7 protein-coding genes are annotated in these 12,864 nt (G+C 73.0%); 3 read left to right on the forward strand and 4 right to left on the reverse strand.

The features are described 5' to 3' along the window. Positions 1–126: 126 nt before the first annotated feature. The 3 genes from ACFCXS_RS28640 to ACFCXS_RS28650 all read right to left on the reverse strand — a co-directional run bounded on the left by ACFCXS_RS28640 (position 127) and on the right by ACFCXS_RS28650 (position 6,040). Positions 127–804, reverse strand: coding sequence for a peptidyl-prolyl cis-trans isomerase (locus ACFCXS_RS28640; protein ID WP_376646219.1), 678 nt, complete (start codon positions 802–804; stop codon positions 127–129). After that, the gene (locus ACFCXS_RS28645) at positions 801–5,012 is read right to left on the reverse strand and encodes an NEW3 domain-containing protein (RefSeq protein ID WP_376646220.1); all 4,212 of its coding nucleotides are present in this window, start codon (positions 5,010–5,012) and stop codon (positions 801–803) included. The genes ACFCXS_RS28640 and ACFCXS_RS28645 overlap by 4 nt, the downstream gene beginning before the upstream one ends. A gap of 143 nt (positions 5,013–5,155) precedes the next feature. Then, positions 5,156–6,040, reverse strand: a complete 885-nt coding sequence (locus tag ACFCXS_RS28650) for a MurR/RpiR family transcriptional regulator (protein WP_376646221.1) — start codon at positions 6,038–6,040, stop codon at positions 5,156–5,158. Between the two features lie 140 nt (positions 6,041–6,180). Between ACFCXS_RS28650 and ACFCXS_RS28655 the strand changes: the two genes are divergently transcribed. Next, positions 6,181–6,945, forward strand: coding sequence for a sugar isomerase domain-containing protein (locus ACFCXS_RS28655; RefSeq protein WP_376646222.1), 765 nt, complete (start codon positions 6,181–6,183; stop codon positions 6,943–6,945). Positions 6,946–7,006: 61 nt separating this feature from the next. Here ACFCXS_RS28655 and ACFCXS_RS28660 read toward each other — a convergent pair whose 3' ends face one another. Then, positions 7,007–10,099: a beta-N-acetylglucosaminidase domain-containing protein gene (locus ACFCXS_RS28660; RefSeq protein WP_376646223.1), complete on the reverse strand. Its 3,093-nt coding sequence runs from the start codon at positions 10,097–10,099 to the stop codon at positions 7,007–7,009. A 253-nt stretch (positions 10,100–10,352) separates the two neighbouring features. Here ACFCXS_RS28660 and ACFCXS_RS28665 point away from each other — a divergent pair, with 253 nt between their 5' ends. Further along, positions 10,353–11,411 (forward strand): LacI family DNA-binding transcriptional regulator, encoded by a 1,059-nt coding sequence (locus tag ACFCXS_RS28665; RefSeq protein ID WP_376646224.1) that lies wholly within the window; start codon positions 10,353–10,355, stop codon positions 11,409–11,411. Between the two features lie 21 nt (positions 11,412–11,432). Next, on the forward strand, positions 11,433–12,785 hold the full coding sequence (locus ACFCXS_RS28670; RefSeq protein ID WP_376646225.1) for an ABC transporter substrate-binding protein: 1,353 nt from the start codon (positions 11,433–11,435) through the stop codon (positions 12,783–12,785). Positions 12,786–12,864: the final 79 nt, after the last annotated feature.

Here is a 12,864-nt window from a genome sequence, read left to right on the forward strand (position 1 = left end):
CTGCCCTCCTGGGGCCAGTCGGTGCTGGCTCAAATCACCAAGTTGGACTTCGATTGATGAAAATGTGGACCAGAATTCATCGGAGGTCAATGGTTTGCCGTGTTGCTGTTCGGTTGCTTGCGGCGATCAGTGCCGGTGTTCGTGGTCCGGGTGCGAGGGGTCGGCGGGGTGTTCGTGGCCCTCGGCGTACTCGACGCCGGCCCGGGCCTCGTCGAGCCAGGTGAAGAACGCGCGCCGGGCCGCCGCCCGGAGCAGCTCCTGTGCGATGCCGTCGCGGACCTGCCGGTACGGCTGGAGGTCCGCGGGGTCCGGATCGTCGTAGGGGTCCACGCCGCGGCGCAGGGCGCCGGGGGTGAGGAAGCGGTCCCGGTTGCGGTCGTAGTAGTCCCGAACGGCCGGTTCGGGGATGTGCTGTTCGCGTCCCAGGTCGGCGAGGAGGGCCCGTGCGGCCGGGGAGTGGGCGAGGACCGCGGCGACGATGCTGCCGAGGTCGGCGACGTCGGTTTCCGGGACGGTGAGGAGGCGCATCGGTTCGAGGCCGTCCGGTGGGGGGAGGCCGCGTTGCGCGCAGGCTCGGCGGGCGAGCTCGTCCGAGATGACGACCTGGGTGGCCCAGCGTCGTTGCTGGCGGTGCCGTCTCGCCGGTGCGGCGCCGTGGGGGCTGCTCGCGCCCCGCGGCGGAGCCGCACTTCGATACAGCCCCCCGCCCGTGAGGTGCGCGGGCGTACCGGCGTTCAGGAAGGCGGCCACCTTTTCCTTCCGGATCGGGGCGCCACGCACCGTTGCCGCGTAGTCCTCCCTCATGGCGTCACCACCAGCTCCACCGCCTCCGTGTACGCCACGCAGCCGTGCCAGGCCACCTTCGCCATCAGCCAGTACGAACCCGGGGGCACCGCGTCGCCGTCCACCTCGATCACGGACTCGGCCTGCTCCCCGCCCGCCACCGTGAAGCCCTGGCAGCCAGGGGTGACGCCGGGCCAGGTGCCCCACGCGGAGACGGCCCAGAGCGTGCCGTTGACGGAGCCGCGGGTGGGGTTGAGCAGGGTCACGGGGACCCTGGCCCGCTCGCCCCGGCGGACGGTCACCCGGTCGATCGCCAGGCCCGCCACCAGGGTCGGGCCGGTGTGCCCGCCGGGAACGTCCAGGGCGACGACGTCCTCGTACGTCTGGCCGCCGTGCGACAGCCGGGCGGCCAGCCAGTGGCGGCCGGGTTCGGGGTCCGGGGGCGGTGTGACCGTGACGTCCGTGAGGGTGAAGCCGGACGGACCGAGGGCGTAGGGCAGTTCGGCCGGTTCGGTGGTCCAGCCCGCCGGGACCTCGAAGGTCACCGTGCCGGACGCCGAGGCGTCGGTCAGCTCCGAGGAGACCCGGACCGTCGCCGTGACCGGGCCGTCGGCGGTGAGGGCGGCGGGGGAGAGGCAGACGGCCACCGGCATGTTGCCGCGGGGTGCCGGGCCGGAGTTGTGCAGCCAGTAGCGGGTGGCGATCGGCTGCGCGGGCTCGTGGGCCTCGACGCCGGGGCCGGGCGACGGCGTCCGGCCGGCCGCCGGTGAGGCCAGGAGCGTGGCGACCTCGAAGCCGGTGAGGTCGGCTTCGAGAACGCCCTCACCGTCCGGGGCCAGGGGTGCCCCGGGTGTCTCCAGGACGTCGGCGTGGGCGCCCGAGGCCCAGGCGACCGGGCCGGTGACCCGTGCCCGCACCGGGCGCCCGTCGACCTCGTGCACCCGGACGACGATCCCCCGCCCCGGATCCACGCGTGCCTCGCTGCCCCGGGCCAGCGGGGAGCCGGCCGGCTTGAGCGCGTCGAGGAGCACCTCGCCGGCCGGCTCCAGCCCCAGCAGGACCGCGTCGCGGGGCAGGGAGCCGTCGGAGGACCGCCGCAGCCGTGCCGTGAACGGGCGGTTGTACGCGTGTCCCGCCTGCGGCAGCCGCAGGTCCCGCCAGTCGCCGGTACCCGCGACGACGGCGTACTCGAAGGTGTGGGACCAGCGCTGGAGCTGGAACCCCGAGCCGTCCGGGGCGGTCCGGCGCGGCGGGTCGACCCAGATCCCCGAGGGCCAGCCGGTGCAGGAGCGCATCAGGGACATGTAGAGGTCACCGGAGGGGGTGATCACGCAGCCGGGTGTGCCGCGGTTGAGGACGGCGAAGCTGCGGCCGTCCCAGGCGTCACCGGGAGGCAGGGCCTCACCGCCGCCGGCCGCCGTGGCCGTCACCGTGAAGTCGTCCAGGTCGGCGATCAGCGCGTCCACCGCCTCGGCGTCGTCCTCGGCGCGGGCGCCCGCCACCACCAGCAGCGGCAGGCGTTCCAGGTCGCGCAGGTCCGCCCCGGGGATCCACTCCTCGCGCAGACAGGCGCGCGGCGCGACCCAGACGGCCGCCACGCCCCGCTCGGCGAGTTGCCGCCCGAGTTCCCGTCCGGCCGCCGGGTCCCAGCCGAGCGCCTCGGCGGTCACGGCGTTGCGCTCGGGGCCGCCGACGGCGATCCGGATGTCGGGAAGGTTGGAGTCGACCTCCAGGTCGCCGTAGCGCGGTCCGCCCGCGATGGTCGAGGTCGCCGTGACCCCGGCGCGGACCAGGGCCGCCGCGAGCGGGGCGCCGATCTCGCCCGCGATGTCCCAGTCCGGGTACACGAGTTCGGCGACGCCGACGGACCGGTGGCCGAGGAGGGCGCCCGAGTCGTCGTGGACGGCGACACGGGCGGTGGAGCCGAGGCCGAACCAGGTGTTCGCCGGGTTGTCCAGCGTCCACGGGAACCGTTCGCTGTCCACCTCCACGAACCCGAAGCCGCGCCCGATCACCGCGTCCGCCACCTCGTGCACCGGCAGCCCGCCCCGCACGTCCGAGGGCCAGCGCACCCGGATCAGCCGGTCCTCCCCGTCGTAACCGTCGACGGTCGTGGTGAGGTCGAGCCGGTCCACGCCCTGCCACAGCGTCAGCCGCTGGGTGTACCGGAACAGGCCGAGGTCGGCGGTGACGGTGATGCGGGAGCCGGCCGCGGAGCGCTCGGCGTGCACCTCGGCCCTCACGTCCCGGCCCCGGGCGGCGGTCGTGCCGGTCGGGGTGAGGTGCCAGGGGCCCTCGCCGAAGCGCGGGTGCCTCGGGTACTCCTCCTGGACGACGATCTCGTTGCCGATGTCGCCGGGGCGCAGCAGCTCCCGCCCGCCCTCGGTCAGGGCGCGCAGGCCGCTCACCCCGCCGCCGCGCGCCGGGTCGACCGTCACCTCGTAGAACTCGTTGCGGATCGTGTGGCCGTCGGCGGGCTCCCAGCCGGGGGCGGTGCCCTCGGTGAGCGGCAGCGCCTTCAGGCCCATGCCGGGCACGTCCGGGACGACGACGTGGAGCCGGCCGTCCTCGCGGACCGCGGGCAGATCCCGCGGCACGAGGCCCGGGTCGTCGACCGTCAGTACGTCCCGCCGTGCCCAGGTGGCGGAGTTGAAGACGACCAGGTCGCAGCCGTCGCCGGGGGTGACCTGGTCGGCGAGGGCCTGGGTGGCGTCCGTGTGCACGCTCACGGCCAGGTCGTGCAGTTCGCGCCAGCCGGTCATCAGGTCGATGTACACCTGGTCCGACTCGGAGCCGGTGATGGCGTCGTGGTGGGCGCCGTAGACGAGTTGCCGCCAGGCCTTGTCCAGGGCCGCGTCGGGATACGGACGGCCGGTGACGAGCGAGGCGAGTGTCGTCCAGGCCTCGGCGTCGGCGAGCAGGGTCTCCCCGTACCGCTGGGCCTGCTTGGTGTCGATGTAGGAGACGTCCTTGCCGGTGTACACCGGGTTCATGTCGCGAGTCTGGGGGGAGGCCCTGCGGCCCTCCGCCGCCAGCTCCGCCCGCACGGCGGTGAAGAAGTCCCGGGGGATCGCGCTGATGAAGCGGGGCCAGACGTAGCGGGCGTTCCAGTCGCGGTGGATGTCCATCACCCAGCGGCACGGCGGCGCGTAGTCACCGCCGACCGGGAGCAGTACGTTGCGGGTGAGCGCGACCTGCTTCAGCCGCCGGAAGAGCGTGTACGCGGCGGCTTCCGCCTCGGGCAGGGTGGGGGCGTTGTCGATCGCCCAGCCGGCGCCGTAGTGGTTGACCATGTACGCCGTCAGCAGCCCGCGTCCCGAGGGGGCGATCCAGTCGAACTCGGCCGGGAACTGCATCCGGCCCGGGTCCCTCGGCTCCTCGCCGAACACCGACAGGGTCGGCCCCCACTGGTGGAACGGCCCGCGCGCCCAGGAGCTGGAGCCGAGCCCCGCGTCCGCCATCAGCCCGGGGAACTGCGGGTCGTGCCCGAACGCGTCGAGCTGCCAGGCGGTGTCGGGACGGGCCCCGATGATCCCGCGCTGGAAGCCGTCGCCGTACAGGGCGTTGCGGATCGTCGCCTCGGCGCCGGTGAGGTTGGTGTTGGGCTCGTTGTAGGTGCCGCCCATGATCTCCACGCGGCCGGTGCGGATCAGCTGCCGCAGGAAGGCGCGCTCCTCCGGGAAGGTGTCCCAGTAGGGCTTCAGGTAGTCGACCTCGGCGAGCACGAAGGTGTAGGCCGGGTCGCGGCGGGCCAGGTCGCAGTGGGCCCGCACCAGACTCATGCCGGACTGGCCGCGCGAGTCGAAGGTCCGGGCGGGCAGGCCGCTCGTCGCCGGGTCGTCGGCGACGTCCCAGGTCTCGGTGTAGGCGCCCTGGGTGTTCCACCAGACGGGGTCGTAGTGGAAGTGGCTGACCATGAACATGGTCCAGCCGGGCTGGGCCGCGATGAACTCGCCGGTGCGGGTGGTGACGTCGTCCCCGTCCGCGGCGCCGACCGTGATCCGGCGGTGGTCGCCGGGGACCAGGTCCTCGCCGGTGACGGGTATCTCGGCGCGTACGGTGCCGTCCTCGCCCACGGTGGCCTCGGCGGTACCGCTGAGGCCCGGGCCCTCCACGGTGAGCCGGACGGTCCGGCCCGGGGTGTGGCTCAGTTCGACGGCCACCACCTGGAGCGGGCGTTCGGTGGTCCCGGTGAAGAGCTCGGTCGACTCGACAGAGGTGACGCGCATGGGGCTCCTACGAGGTGCGCTGGGGGGAGCCCCATCCTGCACCGCAGGAGTGATTCAAACAACCATCTTCGCGTCAACTTGGTGGTTCATCCATGCATGCCTGGTCATGCCCGGCCACCGTCCCCAGCGGTCCCCGGCCGGGGTCACCTGGCTCGCCGGGACTTCACCGCGTGCTGTCCGGCGATGTGGTCGGTCAGCGCCAGCGAGGCGCTCGCCCGCTGGTAGGAGAGCTGGGCCACCCGGACGTAGAGGCAGTCGATGAGCATCAGGACCGAGTGCCGGCTGCTGATGCTCTCGGCGCGGAAGCTGGTCTCCGAGGAGGAGGAGATGAGCCGGATGTCGGCGGCCCGGGACAGCGGTGAGCGCGGGTCGGTGGTGAGGGCGACGGTGGTGGCGCCGCGCTCCCTGGCCATCTCGAACGGTTCGAGGGTCTCCCGGGTCGCCCCGGAGTGGGAGATGCCGATGGCCACGTCCGCCGGCGTCAGCAGGGCCGCGGAGGTGGCCGCGGCATGCACCTCGGTCCAGCCGCGCACCGCGCAGCCGATGCGGAACAAGCGGGTCTCCGTCTCGTGCGCCACCGCGCCGCTGCCGCCGACGCCGTAGACGTCGATCCGCCTGGCCTTGGCCAGGGCCTGGGCGGCGCGCTCCAGGGCGTCGAGGTCGATCCGGTCGATGGTCTGCTGGACGGCGCGCAGGTCCGCGGTGCCCACGACCTGCACGACCCGCTCCAGGCTGTCGTCGGGCGAGATGTCCGGGCCGATCTCGGCGGTGCCCCAGTCGGAGACCTCGCCGCGGCCGCGCTCCTGGGCCAGTTCGATCAGCAGGTGCTGGTAGGAGTCGAGCCCGATGGCGCGGCAGAAACGGGTCACCGTGGCCTGGGAGGTGCCGGTGCGGCGGCCCAGTTCGGCGGCCGAGCAGTGGGTGACGGCGGCGGGATCCTCCAGGATCAGCTCGCCGACCTTCCGCAGGGAGCCGGCCAGCCGGGGCAGCTCGGTACGGATCAGTGTCGTGACGTCCGTGGGAGGCATGGGGGAGAAGGTACCAGCCACCTTTCGGCGCATGAATTGAATACCAGGACCGGATTGCCCGCCGACGGCCCCCTGTGATTTATTGATTCATTGATGGTGAAGTGCAGGGTGATTTAATCCACCAATGGGGAGTGTGCCGCGTGTCCGTCGAGTCTGTGAGCGCCCAGGGGTACGCGCGCAAGAGCCTCTCCGTCCTCCAGGAGGTCGTCGAGTCCGCCCGTGACGACGTGGCCGCCGCCGCCGACCTGGTCGTCGAGTGCGTGCGCGCCGACGGAGTCGTCCAGGCCTTCGGTACGGGCCACTCGCAGGAACTCGTCCTCGAACTCTCCGGCCGGGCCGGAGGGCTGGTGCCCACCAACCGGTTGAGCATCACCGACCTGGTCCAGTACGGCGGTGCGGACCCGTCCGTCCTCGACGACCCGCTCCTCGAACGCCGGGCGGGAGTGGCCGCGCGCCTGTACGAACTCGCCGCCCCGCGCCCCGAGGACCTGTTCGTCGTGGTCTCCAACTCCGGTGTCAACAACGTCATCGTGGAGATGGCCCTGCACGCCGAGGAACGTGGCCACCGGATCCTGGCCCTCACTTCCCTCGCCCACACCCGGGCCGTCCCGGCCGCCCATCCCAGCGGCCGGAAACTGGCCGACATCGCCGACGTCGTCCTCGACAACGCGGCCCCGCCCGGCGACTCCCTGCTCGAACTCCCCGGCGGGGGCTCGGTCTGCGCCCTGTCCACACTCACCGGCGTGATGCTCGTCCAGATGACGGTCGCCGAGGCGGCCGGCCGCCTCCTCGCCGCCGGGGAGCGTCCCCCGGTCTACGTCTCGGCCAACGTGCCCGGCGGCTTCGAGGGCAACCTGGAGCTGGAGAAGAAGTACGCGGGCCGCATCCGCCGCACCGCGAGCTGAACCGCGCCGGACCGGCACGGGAACGGCCGGGCCCCCGTACGGGGTCCCGGCCGTTCCCGTCTCACTTCACCGGAACCGGCGTCACCGCGACGGCCAGCGGATACGCCCCGGTCCTCAGCGGCGCCCCCACGGCTCCGGACGCCGGGTCGAACGGGACCAGGGCGCCCGCGTCGGCCGTGGTGACGTACGCGGTGGCGCCGTTCCAGTCCAGGGCGACGTCGAAGGCGGACCTGCCGGCCTTCACCGTCTTGCCCGGGGCGCCGGTGACCGTGTCGACGGGTGTGACGGTGTCGCCGGTGCTGGGACTGACCCACAGGGTCCGGCCGTCCGGCGACAGGGCGAGTCCGTAGGCCTGGCCGGTGACCAGGAGGGTCGGCTCGGTGTCGTTCGTGGCCGTGTCGATCGGAGTGACCGTCGAACCACCGGAGTTGGACACGTACACCGTCTTCCCGTCCGGCGCGGCCACGACGTTGAAGGGGCCCGGGCCCACGGGGACGGCGGTTGCGGGCTCACGGGTGGCCAGGTCGACCGGTGTGACCGTGTTGTCCTTGATGTTCGGTACGTACAGGGTCTTTCCGTCCGGTGTGATGGCGAGGTTCTCCGGCCCGTCGCCGACCTTCACGGGAGCGCCCGGGGTGAGGGAGGCGGTGTCGACGGGCTGGACCGTGCCGTCCCCGTAGTTGGCGACCCAGAGGGTGCGGCCGTCCGGGGTGAGCGCGAGCCCGGCGGGGACCTTGCCGACCGGGACCGTGGCGGTGACCTTCCCCTGTGCCACGTCGATCACGCTGACCGTGTTCGCGCCCTGGGCCGCCGCATAGGCGGTGCGCCCGTCCGAACTGGTCACGATCTCACCGGGGTTGGCGCCCACCGGGATGTCCGTCGTCTTCTTCGAGGCCAGGTCGATCGAACTGACGGACGCCCCGCTGAAGTTGGCGGTCAGTGCCCTCGGTGACCCCGTGCCGTCGGTGACCCGCACCGGTATCGCACGGCTGACGACGCCCTCGCCCGTCACCACGACGGACCGCACCCCGTCGGAGGCACCCGCCCGGGCCGTGACGGTCACGGTCGCGGAGGCGCTGCCCCCGGCCGGGACGGTCGCGGTGCCGGAACCGGGAGAGACGGTGACCCCGTCGGGGGCGGTCAGCTTCCACGCGACGGTCTTCGCCGAGGCGTCGGAGAAGGAGAGCGTCACCTTCGCCGAACCCCCCGGCTCCAGGCTGACGGACCCGGGTGAGAACGCGGCGTCCACGCCCGGGTCCGGCGCGTACGCCGTCATCGCCGAGTAGAGGAACGGATCCATCACGCCCGGCGCCACCTGCTGGGGTGTCGCGTCGAGTTCCTTGCGCTGGGCCCTGAGCCGGTTCCAGTACATGCCGACCGCCTCGGTGTCGCCCTTCTTGCCCGCCAGCAGCAGGTCCACGGCCGTCTTCCCCGCGGTGCCGTAGCGGCCGAGCTTGTCCAGCCAGGGCGCGGTCTCCTTCAGGAAGCCCGGACGGTGCAGGCGGGAGCGGAGTTCGGCGGGCGTGGCCGCCATGCGGGCGAAGTACGAGCGGAGCGCGTCGGCGGCCCGGCTGAGGCCGGAGTCGTGCTCGTAGGCCGTGCGGAACCGGGAGATGAGCGCGCTCAGGGTGGGGGACTCGGCCGGGTCGAGCTGGGACGAATAGTTGTTCTCGGCGAAGATCCGCAGCCACGGGGCGGCGCCGGGTCCGGCGAAGTCCCGGACCGAGGCGAGGAACGCGGCCCGTGGGTCGTAGGAGTCCGGGTTCCACAGGTAGGCCGCGGAGGTGAACAGGGCGATCCGGCTCGCCTCGCCCTGCACCATGGGATTGGCCGTCACCCCGGTCACCGCCTTCGCCACGCCGGGCTCGCGGCCGGTGCAGGGGCCGAGCAGCAGGCGGCTGGTGACGTAGTCGTTGACCGGGTAGTTGTCCCAGAGCAGGATCGGATGGCCGTAGACCTCACGCGCCTGCCCGACCTGCTCGGCCGTGACGGTCGGGGCGATCACCCCGACGCCGGTCCACTCCACGACCACGGACGGGTCCAGCTTCTCCCGCAGTGCCTTCTTGTAGGGGGAGTCGGCGAGGTCGGAGTACTCGGTGGGGACCATCTCCAGCGGTTCGAGGCCCGGGTGGCCGGCGGAGAAGTCCTGCCACGCCCGGTTCAGCAGATGCGCCTGGGCCGTCCCGGCTGCGCCGCCCCCCGTGCCGAACTCCCGCTCGTCGGCATCGCAGTTCCACTTCGTGTAGCTGATGTCGTCCAGCGGGATCGCGAAGGACCGCACACCGATGGCGTACAGCGAGTCCAGCTTGTGGGTGAGGGCCGCGAGATCGGCGCCGGAGGAGTAGCAGACGGACAGTCCGGGGGAGAGGGCGTAGGTGAAGCGGACGTGGTTGGCGCGGGCCCGGTCGACCAGTTCCCGCAACCGGGCCAGTTCCGCGGAGGGGTACTCGTCCCGCCAGCGCTCGCGCAGATAGGGGTCGTCCTTGGGCGAGTAGACGTAGACGTTCTGCTTGGTGCGGCCGTAGAAGTCGAGCTGGCCGAGCCGCTCGGACTGCGACCAGGGGGTGCCGTAGAAGCCCTCGATCACTCCGCGCAGGGCGGCGGTGGGCCAGTCCCGGACGGTCACCTGCGGCACGGTCCGGGTGACCAGCTGGCGCAGCGTCTGGGCGGCGTAGAAGGTGCCCGTGGGGTCGGTGCCGGACAGGGCGAGGACGGTGCGGCCGGCGCTGCGGCCCGAGGCCAGGACGTAACCGCCGGAGGGCAGTCCGGCGGGAGAGGGGGCGTGCAGGCGGCGCAGGGCGAGGGCCGTGGCGGCGTTCTCCTTCGGGCCGCCGACGAAGACCGTGAAGGGCGCCCGCGCGGGTGGTTCGGTGACCATGTCGATCCGCTCGGCCCCGGCGTGGCGCAGGACGGTCTCGACGACCCGCCGCGCCGACGGGTCGGTCCCGCGCCCGACGACCGCCACCACCCGGTCGGGCACCGGGAACCGGCCGGTCCCGGCATCCATGTGCCGGGGCTGCGGCCAGACTTGGGGCGGGGCGCTCGTCGGGGGCCGCGGTGGTGCGGCGTCGGCGGCCGGTGTCTGCGTGAGGAGGAGGCTCAGCGCCAGCAGCAGGGCGGCGGCGGGCGGTCTGACGCGAGTGGCTGGAAACACGGATGCTCCTTCGGGTGCCGCGGGCGCACGTCCCGGGCCGGAGAGGAAGAGGTGAATGGAGCCACCGAGTGATGCTAGAGATGCTGAATGGATCAATCAATGGGGCATGGGGGACGGGTTCCGCCCCGGCCGTTGACGCCGGCCGCCGGGACTCCCACACTGGCGTGACTACGTAGTCAAGCAAGCCCTTTCCCGCGGTAGGTCCACGGGTGACTACGTAGTCCATGCCGTCCGCCGTCCCCGGGGAGCCCTCATGACCACGACCGGATCCGCCGGCGGGCGGCGCCGCCGTGGGCCCGGGATGACCGAGGTCGCCCGGGCCGCCGGGGTGTCCCAGAAGACCGTCTCGCGGGTCGTCAACGGCGAACCGCACGTCAGCCCCGAGGTCCGCGACCGCGTGCTGAAGGCCGTCCGCGAGCTGGACTACCGTCCCAACACCGCGGCACGAGCCCTGCTCCTCGGCCGCTACCGGCGCATCGGCGTGGTCTCGCTGGGCAGTTCGCTCTACGGCCCCTCGACGCTGCTCATCGCCCTGGAGCGGGCGATGCAGCGGGCCGGCTACTCCGTCGCCCTGGCCAGCACCCTGGAGGGCCAACGGGTCTCGGCCGCCGTGGACGCGCTGCTGGAGCAGGGCGTGGACGGGATCGTGCTGTCCGAGCCCATCGACGACGGCACTCCCCTGCGGATCGGCGCGGACGTCCCCGTCGTCAGCTTCGGGGAGGGGGTCGAACTGGCTCCGGGCGCCGGAGCCGTGGTCGGCGCCGACGGCGTCGCGGCCGCCCGGATCGCCACCGAGCACCTGCTGTCCCTCGGTCACCGCACCGTCTGGCACATCCCCGGCCCACAGGACTGGTGGGCCGCCCGCGACCGGCTGCGCGGCTGGCGCGAGGCACTCGCCGCCGCCGGAGCCCCCGAGCCGCCCCTGCCGTCACCGGGCGACTGGAGTCCGGCCTCCGGCTACACCGCCGGACGCCGGCTCGCCGGACTCTCCGACGTCACCGCCGTGTTCGTCGCCAACGACGACATGGCCATAGGCACCCTGCACGCCTTCGCCGACGCCGGCCGCTCCGTCCCGGGTGACGTGAGCGTCGTCGGCTACGACGACATACCCGCCGCCGCCCACCTCTGTCCGCCACTGACCACCGTCCGGCAGGACTTCGCCGCCGTCGCCGACCGCGCCGTCGGCACGCTGATCGCCCTCGTCGAAGGCCGCGCCGCACCGGCCGCACCGGCCGGCCGGGCCGTCGAGCTGACCGTACGGGCCTCGACCGGTCCGGTACGCGACCCGGACCCCGCGCACCCCCGCCCGTAGCCGCACCACGTGAGGAGTCACGTGTCGTACCTCCCGGCACCACCAGCCCCTCCCACCCGCCGCGCCCTGCTGCGCGGAGCCCTCGGCCTCGGCGCGGCCGCCACCCTCTCCGCCTGCGGCGGCACCGGCCCCGCGCCCCGCACCTCCGGCGACGTCACCCTCGGCCTGTGGACCCACGACCCGGGCTACGAGGCGTTCTTCGAGAAGGGCATCCCGGCGGCCGACCGTGCCGGAGACTTCCGCTACCACCTGAAGGCCACCCGGGCCGGCGCTCCGGACATCGTCACCAAGCTGCTCGCCCAGGCCGTCGCCGGACGCGGCACGCCCGACCTCGTCGGCTTCGAGATCGCGAGCTTCCCCCGCATGCTGCGCGGCGACATCGCCGAGCGGCTGCTGCACGACTTCACCCCCGACATCGAGGCCGTGCCCGGTCTGAAGGACGACCTGCTGCCGGCCCGCACCGCCCCCTTCGGCAAGGACGGCCGGGTCTACGCCTTCGACTCGGACACCCCGATGGTCGTGTACTTCCACCGCCAGGACCTCTTCGAGGAGTACGGCCTGCCCGCCGACCCCGCGACCTGGGAGGAGTTCGCCGAGGCAGGCGCGCGGGTGCACCGCGACCACGGCGCCTCGATGTGCGTCGTCTCCACGGTGGGCAGCGACCCGGCCCAGGTCGTGCAGTCCTTCCAGATGCTGCTGTACCAGCGCGGCGGGGCCTTCTTCGACGCCGACGGGAGGCTGGTCCTGGACTCGCCGGAAGCCGAGGAGGTGCTGCGGTTCCTCTGCGAGGGGCTGCGCAGCGGATTCGTCGTCGAGGTCTCCGACTACTACGGGGCCGGCATGCAGACCGCGCTGAAACGGGGCCGGGTCATCGGACTGCCCATGGCCATCTGGTACAAGAACTACGGCCTGGTGACCAACGTGCCCGAACAGAAGGGCAGATGGCGGGTCCGGGCGTTGCCGCGGTTCGCGGGGGGCGGCGGAGTGACCGCCGCGCTCGGCGGCACCGGGTTCGGCGTCGTCAAGGACAAGGCGAACACCCGGGCGGCGACGGAATTCCTCTTCAGGACGTGGCTCACGCACGAGGGGCAGGTGCGGCGGTTCACCGAGACCGGGTATCTGCCCACGCGGCGGTCGGTGTACCAGGATCCGCGGCTGGGTGCGTACGAGGACGAGTTCTGCGGGGGACAGCGGCTGTTCGGGCTGTACCGGTCGCTGCTGCCGGATGTTCCGCCGTTCCATCAGAGTCCCGACCAGTCGATTCTCTATGACGTGCTCGGTGGGAATCTGCTGCGCGCGTACCACGGGGATCTGTCGCCCCGGCAGGCGCTGAAGCAGACGGCAGCGGATTTCCGTGACCAGGCCGGGCGGTAGTCCGGCCGCGGCGCCGTCGTGGTGCGCCGCGCCCGCGCGGCGGAGCCGCACATCGACACTGCCCCGCGCCCCTGGAGGG

It is taken from the genome of Streptomyces sp. NPDC056373, from assembly GCF_042262425.1.
GTDB lineage: Bacteria > Actinomycetota > Actinomycetes > Streptomycetales > Streptomycetaceae > Streptomyces.

Bases quoted from the DNA above. Each gene is read 5' to 3' on its own strand.
- ACFCXS_RS28650 (WP_376646221.1), bottom strand. From the start codon at position 6,040: ATGCCTCCCACGGACGTCACGACACTGATCCGTACCGAGCTGCCCCGG.
- ACFCXS_RS28640 (WP_376646219.1), bottom strand. From the start codon at position 804: ATGAGGGAGGACTACGCGGCAACGGTGCGTGGCGCCCCGATCCGGAAG.
- ACFCXS_RS28645 (WP_376646220.1), bottom strand. From the start codon at position 5,012: ATGCGCGTCACCTCTGTCGAGTCGACCGAGCTCTTCACCGGGACCACC.
- ACFCXS_RS28665 (WP_376646224.1), top strand. From the start codon at position 10,353: ATGACCACGACCGGATCCGCCGGCGGGCGGCGCCGCCGTGGGCCCGGG.